Below are 20,963 nucleotides of genomic sequence, written 5' to 3'. Positions count from 1 at the left end.
CCGGACGGTGGTGCGGCTGTGGCGTGCGTCTCACCCTGTCCGCGGGGGTCGCCCCTGTCTCTGTGGCTCGATCACAGACTTCGCTGGCTGCGGTTGGTGTCCGGTTCACAACGGTGTGCGTCAGGCCTGGTGTGACGGGGGTCACTCAGGGCACACTGCACTGGCATGAGTCATGGGGCGAGACCTGCGTCGTCGGCGGACATCGACGCCGACGACGTCGACCTGCTCGCCCGCTGGGTGCGGGCGCGCTCCGACGAGCTCGCGCACCGGGCCGCGACGGTGATGTGGGCCGAGATCGACGCCTACGCCGCTCACGACGACCGCGGCTTCCGCGCCGAGGTCGAGCAGCACTGCGCCCAGGTCTTCGGTGCCTTCACCGACACCATCGCCGAGCGCCGCGACCCCACCCGCGCCGACTTCCCCTGGACCGGTCGTCACGCGATGCGACGCGTCGACCTCGGGATCGCGCTCGCCGACTTCATGAAGGCGTTCCGTATCGGCCAGATCTCGCTGTGGGACGGCGTCCTCGACGGCGTCGACCACGCGCCCGAGACCAAGGACTCCGCGCTCCACATCGTCGGCCAGCTCATGCGCACCATCGAGGTGGGCAGCACCGCCGCGGCCGAGGCCTACCTCGAGGCGCAGCAGTTCAAGGTCGCCGACTCCGCCCGACTGGCGCGCGACCTGCTCGAGGACCTCCTCGAGGGGCGGCCGCCGACCGTGCGGGCCCGCCTCGAGATGCTCGCCGACGTCGGCATCGGCGAGGGCTCACCCCTGGTCGTCGTCGTCGGTTCGCTCACCGTGCCGGTCGGCGGCAGCGCCGACGGCGCCGCGCACGCCCTGCTGCGCTCGGCGCTCAACAACCCCGGGCGCGGGCTGGTCGTCGTCCGTCACGACGAGGTGGTGGCCGTCGTCCCGGTCGAGGACGGCGGCGAGGAGCGCATGCTCACCCGCGTGCGTGGCGGCGTCGCGTCGTTGGCCGGACACGGCGTCTTCCCGAGTGTCGGAGTCAGCTCGGTGCACCCGGGGTTCGCCGACATCCCCGAGGCTTACGAGGAGGCGCGGATGGCCCGCCGGTCGCTGCGCGGGCGCGCCGGCGTCCAGTCGCTGGGGCACATGTCCACCCTCGACTACCTCGTGCAGACCCACGACCGCACCGCCCGTCGGCTCGTGCGCCCCGAGATCCGCGCCTTCGTGCAGGAGGACCTCGCCGCCGGCGGCACGTTCACCGAGACCCTGCGGCGCTACGTGGCCTGCGACCTTAACGCCAAGCTCACCGCCATGGAGCTGCACGTGCACGCCAACACGGTGCACTACCGCCTCGAGCGCATCGCCGAGCGCACCGGCTGCGACGTCCGCAGGGTCGAGCACCTGATCGACCTGCTGCTCGCGGTCTCGATCGTCTCGGGCAGCGAGTAGCGACCACCCCGGCGGGTCTCGGACCGCGTGCTACACCGGAAGCATGCAGACTCGACTCCTCGGCGGCCGCGAGGTCGGCGCCATCGGCCTCGGCCTCATGACCTTCGACCAGACCGGCACCCAGCCGCGCCAGCAGCTGGTCGACACCGTCCGCGCGGCGCTCGACGCCGGCGTCACGCTCTTCGACACCGCCGACGCCTACGGGCCGGGCGACGAGAAGGGGCAGGACGCGCAGGGCGAGAACGAGCGCCTCATCGCCTCGATCCTCGACGAGCTCGGCGTCCGCGACCAGGTGCTGCTGGCCACGAAGGGCGGCCACGTGCGCACCGACGGCGGCGGCTGGGGCACCGACTCCTCGGCGGCCCACCTGCGCTCGGCCGTCGACGCCAGCCTCGACCGGCTCGGTGTCGAGCAGCTCGCGCTGTGGCAGCACCACCGGCCCGACCCGCAGGTGCCCTACGACGAGGTCGTCGGCACGATCAAGGAGATCGCCGACTCCGGCAAGGTGGCCGCGGTCGGGCTGTCGAACGCCGACCCCGAGCAGATCCGGCTCGCGCACTCGGTGCTGGGCGATGCGCTCGTGAGCGTGCAGAACCAGTTCAGCCCGGCCTTCCGCTCCAGCGCCCCCGAGATCGAGGTGTGCGCCGAGCTCGGCATCGCGTTCCTGCCCTGGAGCCCCCTCGGCGGCCTCGGCAGCGCGAAGGGTCTCGCCGACGACCACCCCGCCTTCGCCCGGGTCGCCGAGGCGCGCGGTGTCAGCCCGCAGCAGGTCGCGCTGGCGTGGGAGCTCGCCCAGGCGCCCGTCGTCATCCCGATCCCCGGCGCCAAGCGGCCGTCGTCGATCACCGACTCGGCCGCCGCCGCCGACCTCGAGCTCACCGCCGACGAGCTCGCGGCCCTCGACGCGTCCTGACCTGCATCACTCGGGCAGCCGGTCGGCCCGCGCCTCGACGGCGGCCGCGGGCGCGGTGAGCCGCCACGCCTCGAAGGAGAGCTCGGCGAGCTCGTCGCGCTCGACGCCGTCGAGGTGGACGACGACCCAGCCGTGGGCGCCGATCGTGAACTGCACCTCGAACACCTCGGGCCGCTCGGCGACGAGCGCGAGCTGCTCGTGCAGCGGCTGCTTGAGCCCCACGGTGCGGGTCGGCTCCCACAGGTAGCCGAACGGGTGCCCGCCCACCGTGAGCTTGGTGAAGCGCGCGTGGTCGGTGCGGACGACGTGGGGCAGCTGGCCGACGAGGTCGAGGAAGTCGGCGATGTCGGCCACGGGGCCATGATGCCGCGAGCCACCGACACCGGCTGTGGGCCACACTGGCGGTATGAACCTCCGCGACCGGCCGGTCGAGACCTGGCTGACCGACATGGACGGCGTCCTCGTGCACGAGGAGGACCCGATCCCGGGTGCCACCGACTTCATCGCCGCCCTGCAGGCCTCCGGGCTGCGGTTCCTGGTGCTGACGAACAACTCGATCTTCACCCCGCGCGACCTGCGGGCCCGGCTGCTCGGCAGCGGCATCGACGTGCCGGAGCACGCGATCTGGACCTCGGCCCTCGCGACCGCGCAGTTCCTCGCCGACCAGCGCCCCCACGGCACGGCCTACGTCGTGGGCGAGGCCGGGCTGACCACGGCGCTGCACGACATCGGCTACGTGATGACCGACCGCGACCCCGACTACGTCGTGCTCGGCGAGACGCGCACCTACTCCTTCGAGGCGATCACCAAGGCGATCCGGCTCGTCGACGGCGGAGCGCGGTTCATCGCCACCAACCCCGACCCGAGCGGGCCGAGCCAGCAGGGGCTGCTGCCGGCCACCGGCTCGGTCGCCGCCCTCATCTCGACGGCGACCGGGCGGACGCCCTACTTCATCGGCAAGCCGAACCCGCTGATGATGCGCAGCGCCCTCAACCGCCTCGACGCTCACTCCGAGTCGACGGTGATGGTCGGCGACCGCATGGACACCGACATCATCAGCGGTCTCGAGGCCGGGCTCCGCACGGTGCTGGTCACCACCGGCTCCACCCACCCCAGCCAGGTCGAGACCTTCCCCTACCGACCGACCGAGGTGGTCGACTCCATCGCCGACCTCGTCGCGCTCGTCGGGCAGACGGGCGACCAGGCATGACCTACGACGTCAGCACGGTCCGGACGTCGTTCCCGGCGCTCGGCGCGGGCCTGGCCCGCTTCGACGGACCCGGCGGCTCGCTCATCCCGATCGAGGTCGCGGCCGCGGTCTCGGAGACGATGACGGCCGGGCTCGGCCCGCGCGGCACCCTCACCGAGCCCGAGCGGCGCAGCGAGCAGGTCGTCGCCGACGCCCGCGCGGCCATGGGCCGCTTCCTCAGTGCCGACCCGCGCGGCATCGCCTTCGGCCGGTCGATGACGGCCAACACCTTCGACCTCGCGCGCACCCTCGCCGCCGGCTGGGGGCCGGGTGACGAGGTCGTCGTCAGCCGGCTCGACCACGACTCGAACATCCGGCCGTGGGTGCTGGCCGCCGAGGCGGTCGGCGCGACGGTGCGCTGGCTCGGGTTCGACCCCGCGACGGCCGAGCTCGACGACGTCCGCCCGCTGCTGTCCGAGCGCACCCGGCTCGTGGCCGTGACCGGTTCGTCGAACCTGTTCGGCACCCGCCCCGACGTGCGTGCCGTCGCCGACGCCGCCCACGAGGTCGGCGCGCTGGTGCACGTCGACGCCGTGCACCTCGCCGCGCACGTGCCGGTCGTCAAGGACGACCTCGGCGCCGACTTCCTGAGCTGCTCGCCCTACAAGTTCTGCGGGCCCCACCTCGGCGTCCTCGCCGCCGACCCCGCGCTGCTCGAGAGCCTGCGCCCGGCGAAGCTGCTGCCGTCGACCGACGCCGTGCCCGAGCGGTTCGAGCTCGGCACGCTGCCCTACGAGCTGCTCGCCGGCACCACCGCCGCCATCGCCTTCCTCGAGGGGATCGGCGGCATGGCCGCCGTCGAGCAGCACGAGGGTGCGCTGCTGGCCCGGCTGCTCGACGGCCTGGCCGGCCTTGACCACGTGCACCCGTGCGGCGCCCCGGCACGCCGCACGCCGCTGGTGCTCATGGCGGTCGACGGCCTCGACGGCGCCGGGGTGCGGGCGGGGCTCGCCGAGCACGGCGTGCTCGCCCAGACCGGCAGCTTCTACGCCCTCGAGGCCTCGCGCCACGCCGGCCTCGGCGACACCGGCGGGGTGCGGGTCGGGCTGTCGCCGTACACGAGCGAGGACGACGTCGACCGGCTGCTTGCCGGCCTCGCCGCGCTCGGGTAGAGCACGCTGGCCGAGGTGCGAGGAGCCCGGGCGACGAGCCTCGAGACCTCCCGACCGTCTGACGACGGGATCTCGAGGCTCGCTGCGCTCGCACCTCGGTCGCCGTCGGGCTACGCCAAGCGGGCCAACGTGACCCCGAAGTCGCCCGCCGGGTCGGTGAACAGCTCGAGCGTCTCGAAGCCGGCCGCGGCCAGCTCGGACCGCACCCCGGCCGGGCGGAACTTGGTGGAGATCTCGACGTGGATCTCGTCGCCGACGGCGAGGTCGACCTCGAGACCCGCCCCGGGCACCCGCACGTGCTGCGGCGACTCGGAGCGCAGCCGGAGGTCCATGCGCTCCATGTGGGCGTCCCAGAACGGCACGTAGGAGAACGCGCCGGGGTCGAAGTCGGCCCCGAGCTCGCGGTTGAGCACGACGAGGCTGTTGCGCACGAACCGGTCGGTGACGCCGCCGGGGTCGTGGTAGGCCGCGACGAGACGGTCGACCGGCTTGACGAGGTCGGTGCCGAGCAGCAGGCAGTCGCCGGGCTCGAGCGAGTCGGCGAGCGCGCCGAGGAACGCGGCGCGCTCCTCGACGTAGAGGTTGCCGATGGTGCCGCCGAGGAAGGCGACGACCCGGTGGTGGCCGGGCTCGTTGGGCGGCAGGTGCGACAGGTGGAGCGTGAAGTCGCCGACGATCGCCTCGACCGTCAGGCCCGGGTAGCGCTCGCCCAGCATCGTGGCTGCCTCGCGCAGGGTCTGCTCGGACACGTCGACCGGCACGAACCGCCGCAGCCGACCGGCCGCGGCGAAGGCGTCGAGCAGCGTGCGCGTCTTGTCGCTGGTGCCCGAACCGAGCTCGACCACGGTGGTCGCACCGCTCGCCTCGACGACGGCGGCGGCGTGCTGGTGCAGGATCGTGCGCTCGGCCTCGGTGGGGTAGTACTCCGGCAACCGGGTGATCTCGTCGAACAGCCGCGAGCCCTCGTCGTCGTAGAGCCACTTGGGCGGCAACCGCAGCGGGTGCGAGCCCAGGCCGCGGCGGACGTCGTCGACCAGCGACCCGGCCGCCCAGTCGCTGTCGAGCAGCACCTCGACCTTGACCGTGCTCATGCGGCCACCGGGGCGCCGCCGTCGGCCAGCCGGACGCCGGAGACCGCCCAGCGCGAGTGGTGCGGGTAGAAGTTGCGGTAGGTGGTGCGGGCGTGACCGGACGGGGTGAGGGCGCACCCGCCGCGCAGCACCATCTGGTTGGACATGAACTTGCCGTTGTACTCGCCGATCGCGCCGGCGGGCGGGTGGAAGCCGGGGTAGGGGTGGTAGGCCGACTGGGTCCACTCCCAGCACTCGCCGCGCACCTGGCGCAGCCCGCCGGTCTTCGGGCCGGCCGCGCGCGGGTGGTAGCTCGACGACGCAGCGGCTCCGACGGTCTCGACGTCGGGTGCCGTCGAGACCACCGCGTGCTCCCACTCGCCCTCGGTGGGCAACCGCTTGCCGGCCCAGGTGGCGAACGCGTCGGCCTCGTAGAAGCTCACGTGGCACACGGGCGCGCCGGGGTCGACCGGCCAGGTGCCGTGCAGGGTGTGCTCGAGCCAGACGCCGTCGTGCTCGGTCCAGTAGAGCGGCGAGGTCCAGCCCTCGTTGTTGACGCGGGCCCAGCCGTCGGAGAGCCACAGCTCGTGACGTCGGTAGCCGCCGTCGGCGACGAACTCGAGCCACTCGCCGTTGGTGACCAGGCGGTCGGCGAGCCGGTAGGGCTCGAGCCACTGCCGGTGGCGGGGCAGCTCGTTGTCGAAGCAGAACGCGCGCGGGCCCTCGGCGACGGGGTCGTGGCCGATCTCGACCAGGCCGCCCTCGACCTCGACCCAGCCGAGCTCGTCGGGCGCGGACGGCGGCGGCGGGGCGCCCGCGTAGACCGGCTGCAGCGGGTTGCGCGAGAGCACGTGCTTGATGTCCATGAGCAGCAGCTCCTGGTGCTGCTGCTCGTGGTGGAAGCCGAGCTCGATGGTGGGCCCGAGCTCGTCGAGCGCGCCGTGGTCGAGCCGGGAGACGAGGTCGCGCACGCGGTCGTCGACGTTGGCGCGGTAGTCGCCGACCTCGTGGACGCCGGGGCGGGTGATGAAGCCGCGGTCGGCGCGCGAGTAGCGCGGGCCGAGGGTCTCGTAGTAGCTGTTGAACAGGAACCAGTACTGGTCCTGGAACGGGGCGAAGCCGGCCTCGTGATCGGCGAGCAGGAACGTCTCGAAGAACCAGGTCACGTGGGCGCGGTGCCACTTGGTGGGGGACACGTCGGGCATGGACTGCACCGTCTGGTCCTCCGGGGAGAGCGGGGCAGCAAGGGTCTCGGTGTGGGCGCGGACGGCGTCGTAGCGCTCGACGAGCGTGGACGGGTCCCAGTCGGTCGGCCAGTCGGCCGGGGTCTGCACGAGGGTGGTCATGCCTCCACTAGACACGACGCCACCGACAACCTGAACACCTGCGGGGATGACGTCATAGGAACGTCATGCCTTCCCCCCGATAGGTCGCGACGACGTCGACCACCTCGCCGTCCGCGCCCCCGACGAGGTGCAGGGCGTCGACCCGCTCGCCGAGCTCGCCGGCCTTGGCGTGGCGGAACCACACCTTGTCGCCGACGGCGAGGCCGTCGGCAGCGGTGCCCCGCAGCGGCGTCTGCACCTCGCCGGCGCCCTCGGTGCCGAGCAGGTCGAGGCCCCTGGGGTAGGTCGGCAGGGGCAGCCGGTCGGGTCCGGCCGCGCCCGAGGCCACCCACCCGCCCCCGGCCACGGTGACCAGGCCGGGCCCCGGACGACGTGTGACCGCGAGCGCGAACAGCGCGGCCGGCGTGGGGGTGAAGGAGTCGTAGCCGTCGAAGAGCGCCGGCGCGAGCAGCCCCGAGCCGGCCGCGACCTCGGTGACCGAGGCGTCGGCGACCGTCGTCTCGATCGATCCGGTGCCGCCGCCGTTGACGAACTCCAGCGGCGCCTCCTGCCGCACCGCCGCGACGACGGCGCCGCGCCGCTCGGTGAGCTCGGCGACCGAGGCCCGCTTGAGGCGCCGGACGGCGGCCCCCCGCGCCCGGGCGGCCAGCGAGCCGCGCGGCCGGTCCTGCAGCCCCGCGACCTGACCCTCGTAGGCCATGACGCCGACGAGGGTGAACACCGGGTCGGTGGCGATCACCCGCGCCAGCGCGACGGCGTCCGCGACGTCGTGCACGGGCGAGCGGCGCGGGCCGAGGTGCACGCGGCCGTCGAGCAGGCGCAGCGAGGCGTCGAGGTCGAGGCAGACCCGGACCGGCACCTCGACCTCCGGCACGCTCGCGCGCACGAGGTCGAGCGACTCGACCGAGTCGACCATGAGCGTCACCCGCTCGAGCAGCACCGGGTCGGCGGCCAGCTCGCGCAGCGCCGCCCGCTCGGCCGTCGGGTAGCCCACGACGACGTCCTCGTGCTCCTCGGCCAGCCACAGCGCCTCGGCCAGCGTGAACGCCAGCACGCCGGCGAACCCCTCCACGTCGAGCACGCGGTCGAGCAGCGCCCGGCAGCGCACCGACTTGCTGGCCACCCGGATCGGCGTGCCGGCCGCGCGCCGCACGAGGTCGGCGGCGTTGGCGTCGAAGGCGCCGAGGTCGACCACCGCCACCGGAGCGTCGAGGTGCTGCGTCGCGCGCTCGAGGCGGGCATGCTGGCTGACCATGACTGCGAGTCAAGCCAGCGCCGCCCAGGCCCGCAACACCTGGAGGAACTGGGCAGGCAACCAGGTCGTCGACGACGTCGACGTCGTGACGCCGCGGACGACGTCCGAGATCGCGCCGCTGCTGGCCCGCGCGGCCGCCGACGGCCGCCACGTGCGACCGATCGGCAGCAGCCACTCGTTCACCGCGATCGGGGCGCCGCGCGACGTCCAGCTGCGCCTCGACCGACTCGACCGCGTGCGGCACGCCGACACCGCCACCGGCCTCGTCACGGTCGAGGCCGGCATCCGGCTGCACCAGCTCAACCGCGCCCTCGACGCGCTCGGCCTCGCCCTGGCCAATCTCGGCGACATCGACGCGCAGACCGTCGCCGGGGCGATCTCGACCGGCACCCACGGCACCGGGGCGACGTACGGGGGCATCGCCACCCAGGTGCGCGCGCTGCGCCTCGCCCTGCCCGACGGCACCGAGCTCACCTGCAGCGAGACCGAGCACCCCGAGGTCTTCGCCGCCGCCCGCGTCGGGCTGGGCGCGCTCGGCGTCGTCATCGAGGTGACGCTGCAGACAGTGCCCGCCTTCGGCCTGCACGCCGTCGAGCGCGGCGACACCCTCGAGGCGTTCCTCGAGCGCTTCGACGACGACTGTGCGAGCACCGACCACGTCGAGCTCTACTGGTTCCCCCACACGCGCCGGGTGCTCACCAAGCACAACACCCGCATCGCCCCCGACCCCGACGCGTTGCGGCCGCTCAGCCGGCGCCGGGCCTGGTGGGACGACGAGTTCCTGTCCAACACCGTGTTCGGCGGCCTCCTCGCCGCCGGACGCCGCGCGCCCGCCCTGGTGCGTCCGCTGGCCCGCGTGTCGGCGTCCGCGCTCGGCGACCGCGAGTTCAGCGACGTCTCGCACCGGGTCTTCGCCTCGCCGCGCCGGGTGCGCTTCGAGGAGATGGAGTACGCCGTGCCACGTGAGCACGGCCTCGACGTGCTGCGCGAGTTGGTGCGCGTCGTCGAGCGCAGCGACTGGCGCATCGCCGTGCCGGTCGAGGTGCGGGTCGCCGCGGCCGACGACATCGCCCTCTCGACGGCGTCGGGCCGCGACACGCTCTACGTCGCCGTCCACACCGCGCCGGGCAGTCGCGACCGCGACGCGTACTTCGGCGCGCTCGAGGCCATCGCCGGCGACGTCGGCGGCCGGCCCCACTGGGGCAAGCTGCACGGCCTCGACGCCGACGCCCTCCGTGGGCGATACCCGCGGTTCGCGGAGTTCACGGCCCTGCGCGACCGGCTCGATCCCGGCCGGGTGCTCGCCAACGACCACCTCGACCACGTGCTCGGCCCGTGACCCGGCCCGGGGTCGCTCGTTGCACCTGGCATGCGCCGCCTGCTCGCCGTCCTGACCGCGCTCGTGCTCGCCCTGACGCTGGCCACGGTGCTCGCGCCGGGGTACGGCGAGGCCGCGAAGCCCACGCCGAAGCGCAAGACCACCTGGACGGCGGCCGCCCGGGCCACGATCACGCCCGGCGTGCAGATGTACACCGCCGGCGCCCAGTGCACCGCCAACTTCGTGTTCACCGACGCCCGCGGTGGCGTCTACGTCGGCTACGCGGCGCACTGCGCAGGCAAGGGCGAGGCCACTGACACCGACGGCTGCTCGACGGCGTCGCAGCCCATCGGCACCAAGGTCGCCTTCGTGCGCGGCGGCAGCCTCGTCTCCGACGGCACCCGGCTCGGTGGCGGCACCCTCGCCTACTCGTCGTGGCTCACCATGACGAAGCGCGGCGTGCGCGACGGCGTCGTGTGTGCCTACAACGACTTCGCGCTGGTGAAGGTCAACCCCGGTGACGTGAAGAAGGTGAACCCGTCGGTGCCGTTCTGGGGCGGGCCGACCGGCCTCGACACGACCGGCCTGGGGCTCGGCGAGCGCGTCTACAGCTACGGCAGCTCGAGCCTGCGCGCCGGCGTCTCGCTGCTGTCGCCGAAGTACGGCGTCGGCCTGGGCGACAGCGCGGCCGACCGCGGCTGGTCGCACCCGCTGTACACCGTCACCCCCGGCGTCCCGGGCGACTCCGGCTCGGGGTTCATGACCCACGGCGGCCGCGCGATCGGCACCCTGTCGACGATCGCCCTCGCCCCGGCCGTCGCCTCCAACAACATCGGCGACCTCTCCCGCGAGCTCGCCTTCGCCCAGAGGTACTCCGGGATCAAGGGCCTCCAGCTGACCCGCGGCACCGTGCCGTTCCGGTCCTCCTTGTAAAAGCTCCCGACCGGTCCGACCTGACCAGTTGCCCCGACACCGGCGCGACCCAGCCGCACCAGGACGCCCACGATCAGGCGAACACTCGCTGAATGTTCACCGCGTCGCTGGACTTTGGCGCGATCGTTCCGAGTCGAGTGGTGTAATGGAACCCTTCACGGGGCACGGAACGTCCTAGTGCCCCGAACGGCTGTATCAAGCGGCCGCCAGGGGCATCATGAAATCCATCACTACTTGAGCGGGAGCACTTCGAGATGACACGCAGCACGGCACGCGTCAAGCGGGTCGCGACGGTAGTGCCGCTCGCCCTGGTCTCCGTGGCCTGGACCACCCACCTCGCCGGTACCGGCCCGGTCCTGGCCGGCGGCACCGCGGTCGCCCCGACGACCGAGCGCCAGCCCCGCACGCTGCCCGACGGCACCCGCCTGCCGCAGGCGGCCATCGACTACCCGGCCAGCCTCTCCCAGCCCGACGAGGTCACCGCCACCGACGCCGGGTTCCGCCAGGTCGCGTCCGCGCCGTCCTCGGGCGACATCCCCTCGCCGGCGCTCGCGGCCTACCAGCGCGCCGAGACCGTGATCAACGCCGCCGACCCGCGCTGCCGCCTCAACTGGCAGCTGCTCGCGGCCATCGGCAAGGTCGAGTCCGACCACGGCCGGTTCGGCGGGGCCACGCTCGACGCCGACGGCGTCGCGACCCCGCTGATCATCGGCCCCGAGCTCAACGGCCGCAACGGCACCGCGATCATCCGCGACACCGACGCCGGGCAGTACGACGGCGACCAGGTCTTCGACCGCGCCGTCGGCCCCATGCAGTTCATCCCCTCCACCTGGGCCGTCGTCGGCGTCGACTCCGACAACGACGGCGAGCGCAACCCCCACGACATCGACGACGCCGCCCTCGCCGCCGCGGTCTACCTCTGCTCGGGCGACGACGACCTGTCCACCGACGCCGGCCAGCGCGCCGCGGTGTTCCGCTACAACCACAGCAACGCCTACGTCGACCAGGTGCTCTCGATCACGAGCAGCTACTTCCAGGGCGTCTACACCGCCGGGCCGTCGCCGCTGGTCTCGGCCCGCGTCAGCGAGTCGCCGGTCGGCCCCGCCGACCCGTCGGTGCTCGACGGCGACGACACGGCCAAGGCCTCGGCCCAGGCCGCCGACGTCGCGACCGAGGCGGCCGCCCCGGTCAAGGGCGTCGACGGCGTCGCCACCCCCGGCGGCACGCCGGCGCCGAGCACCCCACCCAGCACGCCGGCACCGGCGTCCTCGCAGCCCGTGAAGCCGCCCACCGCGCCCGCCCCGGCCGAGCCGGTCGAGCCCACGCCGACGCCGACCCCCGAGCCGGAGCCGACCCCCGAGCCCGAGCCGACCCCCGAGCCCGAGCCGACGCCCGAGCCGGAGCCGACGCCGGAGCCCGAGCCGGTGCCCCCGGTCGAGCCGACGCCGACGCCCGAGCAGGCCGCCGAGCTCTGCGCGGCGCAGGGCCTGGTCGACGACCCCGCCCTGACCGACGACGCGTTCGACGTCTGCGTGGCCACCGAGACCGGCCAGCCCGTCCCGGTCGGCGACGAGTCGGCGGCGGTCTCCACGCCGGCGCGCGACGAGGCTCTCGCCACCCAGCCCTGAGCCGCGCGACCCGGCCGTCGCCGGGCCTGCTAGAAAAGCGGCATGGCCACTACTGCCCTCGGCGGCACCCCCGTCCACACCGTCGGTGAGCTCCCCGCGGTCGGCGCGACCGCGCCGGCGTTCACCCTGACCGGCTCCGACTTCAGCGAGGTCACCCTCGCCCCCGGCACGCGCACGGTGCTCAACATCTTCCCCAGCGTCGACACCGGCGTGTGCGCGGCGAGCGTGAAGAAGTTCAACGAGCTCGCCGCGAGCCTCGACGACACCCAGGTCGTCTGCGTCTCGGCCGACCTCCCGTTCGCCCAGGCCCGCTTCTGCGGCGCCGAGGGCATCGACAAGGTCACCGCCGCGTCGGCCTTCAAGTCGAGCTTCGGCACCGACTACGGCGTCGCGCTCATCGACGGCAAGTTCGAGGGCCTGCTCGCCCGCGCCGTCGTGGTCGTCGGGTCCGACGGCACCGTCCTGCACAGCCAGCTCGTCCCCGAGATCGGCACCGAGCCCGACTACGACGCCGCGGTCGCCAGCCTGTCCTGATCGCTCGTCCGAGACCGCTCGTGTCGTTCGGCCCGGCCTAGCCGAGCCCGGCGTCGGTCGGAGCCGGCACGCACACCTGCGTCGGCTCCGACCGGCCGCGCAGGGTGACGGCGTCGGACGCCGTCCAGGCCGTCGCCTCGTCGGGTCCGGCGGCGTCGACGCTCGCGCGGGCCACGAGCACGCACCCGGGCATCTCCTTGGCGAGGTCGGTCAGGCGCGCCGCCGAGTTCACGGCGTCGCCGATCACGGTGTACTCGAACCGGCTGCGGTGGCCGACGTTGCCGGCCACGACCTCGCCGGTGGCCACGCCGATGCCCGCACCGACCTCGTCGACCTCGGCCTCGAGCCGACGGGCCATCGCCCGCGCCGCGGCGAGGGCGTGGGCCGCGTGGTCGTCGTCGGGCACGGGGGCGCCGAAGACGGCGAGCACGGCGTCGCCGATGAACTTGTTGACCAGTCCGTGGTGCCGGTCGACCTCGTCGACGACCACGCCGAAGAACCGGTTGAGCATCTCGACCACCTCGGCCGGGGAGTGCCGGGTCGCATAGGACGTCGAGCCGACCAGGTCGACGAACAGCACCGAGGCGACCCGGGTCTCGCCGCCCAGCTCGACGCCGCCCGCCGTGGCCGCCGCGGCGACCTCCTGGCCGACGTGCCGGCCGAACAGGTCGCGCAGGTGCTCGCGCTCGCGCAGGCCGCTCACCATCTGGTTGAACCCCGACTGCAGCAGGCCGAGCTCGGTGCCGTCGTAGATCGGCACCTCGCGCTCGAGGTCGCCGCGCTCGACCTCGAGCAGCGCGTCGCGCACCGAGAGCACCGGGGCGACCACCGACCGCGCGGCCAGCACGGTCACGAAGAGGCCGAAGACCAGCACCGCCCCGCCGATCACCAGCGAGGTGACCGCGAGGCGGGTGAGGGAGGTGTCGCCCGGGTCGGCGATCGCCAGGATCGCGGCCAGCATCAGCCCGAGCATCGGGACGCCGGTGCCGACGCACCAGAAGATCACCATCCGGTCGCCCACGCCGACGCCCCGCGGCCGGTCCGTCAGGGCCGATCCGGCCAGGGCACGCGCCGAGAGCGGGCGGACGGCGAACTGGGTGAGCAGGTAGGCCACCGCGCACACCACGGCGCCGGCGATCGCGACGGTGACGAACGTCGTCAGCGCTCGCTCGGGCTGCAGCACCAGGGCGAGGCCCGCGAACAGGGCGACGCCGCCGCCCCAGAGCACACCCTGCAGCTGGGTGAGCCGGAGCGGCACCCGCAGCGCCCGCTCACGGTCACGGTCGTCGGGCTCGTCGCCCCGGATCGCCCACCGGGTCGCGCGCAGCGTCGCCGTCGTGCCCACCACCGCACCCACCACGACGGCCAGCGCGACGTAGACCGGGATCGCGATGGCCAGCGACAGCAGGGTGCCGGACGACGCCTCGGGCGCCGGGATGACCACCGTGGAGACGACCACGACCACGCCGGCGCCGATGAGGTTCGTCGAGACCAGCAGCGCGGTCAGCAGCAGCTGGACCCGTACCCGCAGCGAGCGGGCGGACTGGTCGGCGCGCCCGAGCAGCCGTGAGCCGAAGGGGCTGCTCCCGGCGGTGCTCACAGGTTCACCGTAGGGGGCGCGGTGATCGCCACGCGGGCAATCTGGGCGTTGGTTCACATCGGCGGAAGAGGACACCCCATACTGGGTGCCCTCAGAGGTGTGCTCCGCCTTGGGGGGGGGGGACCGGAGCACCGACGCGATCGGAGGGTGCTTCAGTTGAGTGGCTCGACCCTCGCCCCGACGCGCCCCGGTGACGTCCCCGAGCCCGAGCCGCAGCCTCGCAAGGTCTCGCGGCGCACGCTCAAGAAGACCGCCACCTCCGCCAAGAGCAACCAGTCTCGCGCCGAGTACCGCCCCGACATCGACGGCATCCGCGGCATGGCCGCGATCATGGTGATGGGCTTCCACGCCAAGGTGCCCGGCTTCGAGGGCGGCTACATCGGCCTCGACCTGTTCTTCGTCGTCTCCGGCTACGTCATCACGGGCCTGCTGATGCACGAGTACACCAAGACCGGCTCGATCAAGTGGGGAGCCTTCTACGCCCGCCGCGCCCGTCGACTGATCCCGGCCAAGGCGACGATGATCATCGGCGTCCTGATCATCGGCTTCTTCGTGCTCAACCCCACCGGCACCGACGGCTCCGGGGCCGGCCCCCAGCAGGAGACCGCCCGATCGGCGGCAGCCGCCGCCGGGTTCGTGTCGAACTTCTTCTTCCTCAACGCCACCAACAACGGCGACGTCGACTACTTCACCCACCAGCCCGGCACCGGCGTCCTGCTGCACACCTGGTCGCTCTCGGTCGAGGAGCAGTTCTACCTCGCCCTGCCGTTGCTGATCCTGCTCGCCTGGCTCATCGCCAAGCTCGTCCGCCTGCCGCTCGTGGGGAGCATCTTCGTCGTCACGGTCGCGCTCGCGGTCGCCTCGTGCTGGCTGGCGATCGCGTGGGCGACGACCAACCCCGACGCCGCCTACTACCTGCCGATCACGAGGGCCTTCGAGTTCCTCATCGGCGTGGCCCTGGCGCTCGTGGTGCGCAAGGTGCGCACCGCCGAGGACCTCCGCGAGGTCATGGGCCTGGCCGGCCTGGCCATCATCGCGTTCCTGCTCTGGAAGCCGATGCCCACCGAGGGCTACCCCAGCTACTGGGCGCTGCTGCCGTGCGCAGCCGCCGTCCTGCTCACCTGGGCCGGGGTCGGCGCCCCCACCGTCGCCACCCGGTTCCTCTCCATCCGGTTCCTCGTCGGGCTCGGCCTGGTCTCCTACGGCTGGTACCTGTGGCACTGGCCGTTCCTCGTGTTCGGTGAGTCGTTCAACCTCGCGCCGCCGCCGCTCTACGGCCGCATCCTGCTCATCCTGGGCGCACTGCTCACCGCCTACCTCAGCTACCGCTTCATCGAGGGCCTGTTCTACAAGCGCTCCGGCACGGCCACCAAGAGCCGCACCTGGGGCTCGCGCCGGGTCATCGTCAGCGGCGTCCTGGCGATGAGCTGCGTCGCCGGTCTCAGCGGCGGCGCCCTCGCGATGGCCAACGACGAGGCCACCTCGCCGCACTGGGAGTCGGTCACCGAGCAGCTCGCCGACGTCCCGCAGCTGCCGTCGGAGTGCCTCGGCGAGCAGAGCTACATCCCCGACAAGCCCGGCCAGTGCGACCTGGTGCCGTTCGAGTTCGGGCGTCCGACGGTCATGCTCTGGGGCGACTCGCACGCCTGGATGTACATCCCCGCGCTCGAGGCGGCGGTGAAGAACAAGGACGTCAACCTCGTGGCGTTCGTGATGGGCGCCTGCCCGATGTTCCTGCCGACGGCCGAGATGACCGGCGCCTGCGTGAAGTCCAACCAGGCCGCGCTCAACTTCGCCGAGCGCTTCGTCGTCGGCAAGGCGCCGCTCAAGATCATCGCCAGCTTCAGCTACGAGACCTACCGCGGCACGCCCACCGTCGGACTCGCCCAGGAGCGCGACCCGGCCAACGCCAACGAGGAGTACGTCGAGAAGATGGCCGGCTACGTGCAGACGGGCACGCCGGCGCTCTTCGACCGTCTCGCCGAGATCAAGGCCGACGTCGACGTCGTCGGACCGACCCCGATCATCCCGCGCAACGCCCCGCTGTGCGAGGCCAAGACCCGCCCGTTCCCGTGCGACATCGATCGGGCCGACGCCATCAAGGACGAGGCCGACAACAAGGCCTGGCTGTTCGACCTGATGTCCGGGCTCGCCGGCTCTACCGACCCCGAGACCGGTGAGGTCATCGGTGCCGGCGGCGGTCGCAACCCCAACCCGACGCCGCCGATCTACATCGACGTCGCCGACTCCCTCTGCGACGCCGAGACCTGCTTCGCCGAGTCCGACGGCCTCACCTACTACTTCGACGACAACCACCTCAGCGCCGCCAAGTCGCTGACGCTGAAGAAGTACTTCCTGCCCAGCATCCGCGACGTCGTCGACGCCTGGACCGAGAAGGAAACCGGACAGCCGGCCTCGTGACCCTCCCTCGCTCCGCGGGGTGCCGGTGACGAGCCGGCCCCTGCGCGCCGCCGCGCAGGTCGTCGTCGGCCTCGTCGCGATCGCCGGCGTGGCCTACGTCGTCCAGCAGTCCCTCTACGTGCGACCAACGCCTCGCGACCTGACGCCGACCGGCGGCGTGCCCTACGCCGCGGCTCCCGTGGCCCGACCCCCCGCCCCGGCGGCCGCGGCCGCCGCTGCTGCTCCCGGCGTGCCCGTCGTCGACCCCGGCTGGCTCAGCCGCACCGCCGACGCGGCCGGCCTGAGCGAGACGGCGCTCGGCGCCTACGCCCGCGCCGAGCTGTCGGCCCCCGCCGACTGCGGCATCGGGTGGACGACGCTCGCCGGCATCGGCTGGGTCGAGTCGCACCACGGCACCCTCGGCGACCGCACCCTCGGCGCCGACGGCCGGCCCTCACGTCCGATCATCGGCGTCGCGCTCGACGGCGAGGGACCGGTCGCGGCGATCCGCGCCACCCCGGAGTCGACCGCCTACCACGGCGACGAGCAGTGGGAGCACGCCGTGGGCCCGATGCAGTTCCTGCCCGCCACGTGGGAGACCTGGGCCGCCGACGGCGACGGCGACGGCGTCCGCGACCCCCACGACCTCGACGACGCCGCGCTCGCCGCCGCCGGCTACCTGTGTGCCGGCGGGCGCGACCTGACCACCGGCGAGGGCTGGACGTCCGCCGTCCTGTCCTACAACCCGGCCCGGGTCTACGTCGACGACGTCCACGCGGCCGCGACGGCCTACGCCGACCGCACGGCCTGAGCGCGCCGCGCCGGATCGAATCGAACGACCTGCTGCACATCTCGGCGTCCGGTGTGATCATGGGCGCACCATGAAGACGCGCCTCTCCCCCCACGTCCTCGTCCCGGCCCTCGTCTCGGCGCTGGTCTCCGCCCTCCTCGCGTCGCTGCTGGTCGGCGTCACCGCGGCCCCGTCGCAGGCCGCCGGGCCGAAGGACGACTTCCCCCGGCTGCCGCGCCAGTGCGCGACGCCGCAGGAGAAGATCCCGTCGAAGCCGGTGATCTGCCCGATCAACGACTACTCGAGCGCTAGGCCGACGATCGTGCTGTGGGGTGACTCGCACGCCTGGATGTTCATCCCGGCGCTCAAGAGGGCCGTGCAGGGCCGCAACGTGAACCTGGTCGCGCTCGTGATGGGGTCGTGCCCGCCGATGGACAACCATGCGCGCGCGAACGACAAGGTGCCGACGTGCTTCAAGAACAACGCGCTCGCGGTCGCCACGGTCAAGCAGCTCGCCAAGACCGGTCAGGACTTCCGGGTCGTGCTCTCCGGCAGCTGGCAGCGCTACCGGCGCGCGGTGCGCGCCGGCGACCGGACGTCGTACGTCGGCCAGATGGGCCACGCGATGCGCAAGGGCACCCCGAGGCTGGTGCGCACGCTCAGGAGCATCGGCGCCGACGTCGACGTCATCGGTCAGGTCGCCACCGTGCCGCGGCGCCGCGGCACGTGCGCGCAGGGCAACCAGCCCTACGCGTGCCAGCTGCCGAAGTACCGCGCCATCCCCGCCCAGTCCCGCACCCGCACCTGGGTCCGCACCACCTTCAAGCCTCTCCTGCAGGGCCGTGAGCCGATCAACGTCAACCCCGACATCTGCACGGCCAAGGTCTGCCTGGGCAAGGTCGACGGCGTCCGCACCTGGTTCGACGACTTCCACCTCAGCCGCACGCGCTCGCGCCTGATGGCGCCCCACTTCGCCGCGACGGTCGACGCCCTGGCGCCGCGTCGCGCGATCCCCCGGGGCCTCACCCGCTGATCGCCGACCCGGGGGGAGGCCCGGTGCCCGAGCGCCACCAGGTCGACCGCCGGCGTTCACCGCGACGTCGCAGACCGCCGGCACGATCGCGAGGTGGCGGGGAGGCTGCGCGGCTGGTCGCAGGCCGCCGTGGGGTGGCTCGTGCTCGCCGTGGGCGTCGTCCTGTGGCCCCTGCCCGGGCCCGGACTGCTGGTGATGCTCGCCGGCATGGTGGTCCTGGCCGACCGGTACGACTGGGCCGAGCGACGCCTCGACTGGTTGCGGGACAAGGCCGTCGAGACCGCCAAGCGCGGCGTCGACTCGCACCTGCGGGCCTGGACGTCGATCATCGTCTGCGCGCTGCTGGCGGCGTCCGGGCTGCTATGGGTGTGGGACCCCGTCCAGCCGGACTGGTGGTCGCTCCCGCACTGGACCTGGCTGCCCGGCGGGCTCTGGGCCGGGGTCAGCCAGGTGCTGTCCGGCGCCGCCACCCTCGGGCTCGTCGTCTACGCCTACTGGTGCCGACTGACGTCGTCGGGGCTGCTGGCTCCGTGACCAGGACCCGGGCCCTTGCGCGCCCTGCGATCATGTCTGCCATGCGGGTGAGCAGATGAAGTCGGCAGCGCGCCGGGTGGCGCTCGAGGTCGTGGGCTGGACCCTGCTCGTGGCCGGCATCGCCGCCCTCGTGCTCCCGGGGCCCGGCCTGCTGATGGTGTTCGGGGCGCTCGCCATCTTGTCCCAGCAGTACGAGTGGGCCGAGCGGCGCCTCAACCCGATCAAGTACCGCGCCCTCAAGGGCGCGGCCGAGAGCGTCGAGACGCCGTTGCGCATCGCCGTCTCGATCGTCGGGGTGCTGTTCCTCGTGGCCTGCGGCGTGCTGTGGATCGTCAAGCCCGACCAGCCCGGCTGGTGGCCGCTGCCCGACTGGCTGTGGCTCGCCGGTGGGGCCGGCACCGGCATCACCCTGCTCGTCTCGGCCGTCATCGCCGTCGCGTTGCTGATCTACTCCTACCGACGCTTCCACGGCAAGCCCGAGGCCGTCGCCGAGCTCGAGGGCGAGATCGAAGAGGCCGACGCGGAGTACAAGGCGCTCTGAGCGGTCGGGCCGCTCGGGCGGTAGGTGAGCCACCGTTTCGGGTCCATCCGGACGACGGTGCGGTGGCTCGCGCACCGCTCACGGCAGCACCGGCGTGAGTCCGAGCCAGCCGGCGAGCGCGTCGACCTCGGCGCGGACGCCGTCCTCGCATGTCGTGGTCCAGTCGCCGTCGCGGTGGATCGCGTCGACGCGCAGCTCGCCGCCGTCGTGGTCGGCGACGGCGTCGAGCTTGCCGACGAGCCGGTGGCCGTGCAGGAGCGGCATCGCCCAGTAGCCCCACCGGCGCTGCTCGACCGGCTTGTACATCTCGAGGTGGTACTCGAAGCCGAACAGCTCGTCCATGCGCCTGCGGTCGGAGACCAGCCGGTCCAGCGGCGAGAGGATCGCCGTGCGCGGGCCGCCGGCGCTGTCGGCGTCCAGCCACACGGGGTCGACGCGCCAGGTGCCCTTCACGCCCTCGACGACGGCGGGCTTACCGGCCTCGCCCACGTGGAGCGGCTCGATCGGCTGCTGGGCCGCCTTCGCCCGCGCGATGCCGAGCGAGCGGAGCCGACGGCGGTCGCGCTCGCGCCGGGCGTCGTCGGACGACGGCACCGGGTCGTCGGGGTAGATCCGCTCGGCGAGGTCGAAGAGCACCTCGCGACCGCCGGTCCCGCCGCGCCCGGCCCGCGCGACCTCGCCGCGCTCGACCATGTTCGCGAGCAGCATCTTGCGGTTCTTGCTGTGGTTCCAGCCGCTCGAGCGCCACGGCACCTCGCAGGTGTCCGGCAGCTCCGAGAGCGGCAGGGGACCGTCGCCACGCAGCACCTCCAGCACCTCGCGGCGGCAGGCGTCGTTGGCCTCGACCCACGCGCGCAGCTCGACCTGCCAGGGCTTGAGCGGCTTCGGCCCGGGCCACTCGGCCATGTCGGCGCGGTAGAGCGCCAGGTCGTCGGCCGGTCGGGCGAGCATGTGGTGGTCGACGAGGGCGAGGCTGTCGAGCAGGTCGCGCAGCTCGGCGGGGTCGTACGACGATCCGATGCGGCTCCAGAGCACGAGGTCGGCGCTGGGCGCGACGTGCCGGGTGGGGTCGAGCTGCACGAACGTGAGGTGGCGGACGACGTCGAGCACGTCGGTGGGCCGGTCGGCCGTGAGCAGCTGGGCGCGGACGGCGACGCGCGCGGCGTCGTCGCGGGTGAGTCGGTGCGGCGTCATCGGACCGCTCCTCCGGCGTCGGTCTCCATGACTCCGATCCTGGCACCGATCCGGCACGTCCGACCCGGAGGAGGTCGACAACGCCGCGACCTTC

19 protein-coding genes are annotated in these 20,963 nt (G+C 73.3%); 13 read left to right on the top strand and 6 right to left on the bottom strand.

Annotation, left to right across the window (positions count from 1 at the left end; genetic code table 11):
• Positions 1-165 precede the first annotated feature (165 nt).
• Both ABFT23_RS01410 and ABFT23_RS01405 read left to right on the top strand, forming a co-directional pair.
• Positions 166-1,419, top strand: a complete 1,254-nt coding sequence (locus tag ABFT23_RS01410) for a PucR family transcriptional regulator (protein WP_347892022.1) — start codon at positions 166-168, stop codon at positions 1,417-1,419.
• A gap of 43 nt (positions 1,420-1,462) precedes the next feature.
• Positions 1,463-2,332: an aldo/keto reductase gene (locus ABFT23_RS01405; RefSeq protein WP_347892021.1), complete on the top strand. Its 870-nt coding sequence runs from the start codon at positions 1,463-1,465 to the stop codon at positions 2,330-2,332.
• 6 nt (positions 2,333-2,338) lie between these two features.
• Here ABFT23_RS01405 and ABFT23_RS01400 read toward each other — a convergent pair whose 3' ends face one another.
• Complete coding sequence (locus ABFT23_RS01400; protein WP_347892019.1) at positions 2,339-2,686, bottom strand: MmcQ/YjbR family DNA-binding protein; 348 nt, start codon at positions 2,684-2,686, stop codon at positions 2,339-2,341.
• A 52-nt stretch (positions 2,687-2,738) separates the two neighbouring features.
• On the opposite strand from ABFT23_RS01400, the gene ABFT23_RS01395 reads away from it, so the two are divergent.
• Together ABFT23_RS01395 and ABFT23_RS01390 are read left to right on the top strand one after the other, a co-directional pair.
• Positions 2,739-3,542 (top strand): HAD-IIA family hydrolase, encoded by an 804-nt coding sequence (locus tag ABFT23_RS01395; protein WP_347892018.1) that lies wholly within the window; start codon positions 2,739-2,741, stop codon positions 3,540-3,542.
• Positions 3,539-4,693, top strand: a complete 1,155-nt coding sequence (locus ABFT23_RS01390; protein WP_347892017.1) for a cysteine desulfurase-like protein — start codon at positions 3,539-3,541, stop codon at positions 4,691-4,693. Before ABFT23_RS01395 ends, ABFT23_RS01390 begins: the two co-directional genes overlap by 4 nt.
• Before the next feature lie 110 nt (positions 4,694-4,803).
• Here the strand turns inward: ABFT23_RS01390 and egtD are convergent, their stop codons facing one another.
• From egtD to ABFT23_RS01375, 3 genes are read right to left on the bottom strand one after another with little or no spacing between them, the layout of a single operon-like run.
• Positions 4,804-5,784, bottom strand: coding sequence for an L-histidine N(alpha)-methyltransferase (gene egtD / locus ABFT23_RS01385; RefSeq protein ID WP_347892015.1), 981 nt, complete (start codon positions 5,782-5,784; stop codon positions 4,804-4,806).
• Positions 5,781-7,109 carry an ergothioneine biosynthesis protein EgtB gene (gene egtB, locus ABFT23_RS01380; protein ID WP_347892013.1) on the bottom strand — a complete coding sequence of 443 codons (1,329 nt, stop codon included), beginning with the start codon at positions 7,107-7,109 and terminating at the stop codon, positions 5,781-5,783. The genes egtD and egtB overlap by 4 nt, the downstream gene beginning before the upstream one ends.
• A gap of 52 nt (positions 7,110-7,161) precedes the next feature.
• Positions 7,162-8,364 carry an amino acid deaminase/aldolase gene (locus ABFT23_RS01375; protein WP_347892012.1) on the bottom strand — a complete coding sequence of 401 codons (1,203 nt, stop codon included), beginning with the start codon at positions 8,362-8,364 and terminating at the stop codon, positions 7,162-7,164.
• Here ABFT23_RS01375 and ABFT23_RS01370 point away from each other — a divergent pair.
• From ABFT23_RS01370 to tpx, 4 genes are all read left to right on the top strand, one after another.
• Positions 8,363-9,703: a D-arabinono-1,4-lactone oxidase gene (locus ABFT23_RS01370; protein ID WP_347892010.1), complete on the top strand. Its 1,341-nt coding sequence runs from the start codon at positions 8,363-8,365 to the stop codon at positions 9,701-9,703. The genes ABFT23_RS01375 and ABFT23_RS01370 overlap by 2 nt on opposite strands.
• 30 nt (positions 9,704-9,733) lie before the next feature.
• Positions 9,734-10,615: a hypothetical protein gene (locus ABFT23_RS01365; protein WP_347892009.1), complete on the top strand. Its 882-nt coding sequence runs from the start codon at positions 9,734-9,736 to the stop codon at positions 10,613-10,615.
• A 254-nt stretch (positions 10,616-10,869) separates the two neighbouring features.
• Positions 10,870-12,243, top strand: coding sequence for a lytic murein transglycosylase (locus ABFT23_RS01360; RefSeq protein WP_347892007.1), 1,374 nt, complete (start codon positions 10,870-10,872; stop codon positions 12,241-12,243).
• A 42-nt stretch (positions 12,244-12,285) separates the two neighbouring features.
• Entirely contained in the window at positions 12,286-12,777 is a 492-nt protein-coding gene (gene tpx / locus ABFT23_RS01355; RefSeq protein ID WP_347892006.1) for a thiol peroxidase, read from the top strand.
• A gap of 37 nt (positions 12,778-12,814) precedes the next feature.
• Here the strand turns inward: tpx and ABFT23_RS01350 are convergent, their stop codons facing one another.
• A complete protein-coding gene (locus tag ABFT23_RS01350) occupies positions 12,815-14,377 on the bottom strand; it encodes an adenylate/guanylate cyclase domain-containing protein (RefSeq protein WP_347892004.1) in 1,563 nt (520 codons plus the stop codon).
• Positions 14,378-14,533: 156 nt separating this feature from the next.
• Between ABFT23_RS01350 and ABFT23_RS01345 the strand changes: the two genes are divergently transcribed.
• The 5 genes from ABFT23_RS01345 to ABFT23_RS01325 all read left to right on the top strand — a co-directional run bounded on the left by ABFT23_RS01345 (position 14,534) and on the right by ABFT23_RS01325 (position 19,675).
• Positions 14,534-16,798 carry an acyltransferase family protein gene (locus ABFT23_RS01345; RefSeq protein ID WP_347892003.1) on the top strand — a complete coding sequence of 755 codons (2,265 nt, stop codon included), beginning with the start codon at positions 14,534-14,536 and terminating at the stop codon, positions 16,796-16,798.
• A 25-nt stretch (positions 16,799-16,823) separates the two neighbouring features.
• Complete coding sequence (locus ABFT23_RS01340; RefSeq protein ID WP_347892001.1) at positions 16,824-17,588, top strand: lytic murein transglycosylase; 765 nt, start codon at positions 16,824-16,826, stop codon at positions 17,586-17,588.
• A gap of 70 nt (positions 17,589-17,658) precedes the next feature.
• Positions 17,659-18,600 carry an SGNH hydrolase domain-containing protein gene (locus ABFT23_RS01335; protein ID WP_347892000.1) on the top strand — a complete coding sequence of 314 codons (942 nt, stop codon included), beginning with the start codon at positions 17,659-17,661 and terminating at the stop codon, positions 18,598-18,600.
• A gap of 93 nt (positions 18,601-18,693) precedes the next feature.
• Positions 18,694-19,134 (top strand): PGPGW domain-containing protein, encoded by a 441-nt coding sequence (locus tag ABFT23_RS01330; protein ID WP_347891999.1) that lies wholly within the window; start codon positions 18,694-18,696, stop codon positions 19,132-19,134.
• Between the two features lie 55 nt (positions 19,135-19,189).
• Entirely contained in the window at positions 19,190-19,675 is a 486-nt protein-coding gene (locus tag ABFT23_RS01325; RefSeq protein ID WP_347891998.1) for a PGPGW domain-containing protein, read from the top strand.
• 78 nt (positions 19,676-19,753) lie between these two features.
• Here ABFT23_RS01325 and ABFT23_RS01320 read toward each other — a convergent pair whose 3' ends face one another.
• The gene (locus ABFT23_RS01320) at positions 19,754-20,869 is read right to left on the bottom strand and encodes a DNA glycosylase AlkZ-like family protein (RefSeq protein ID WP_347891996.1); all 1,116 of its coding nucleotides are present in this window, start codon (positions 20,867-20,869) and stop codon (positions 19,754-19,756) included.
• Between the last annotated feature and the right edge of the window lie 94 nt (positions 20,870-20,963).

This window comes from Nocardioides secundeburneus, from assembly GCF_039939255.1.
Lineage (GTDB): Bacteria > Actinomycetota > Actinomycetes > Propionibacteriales > Nocardioidaceae > Nocardioides.
Note: the sequence above shows the minus strand (reverse complement) of the source record. Positions and strands in the feature narration are given on the sequence as shown.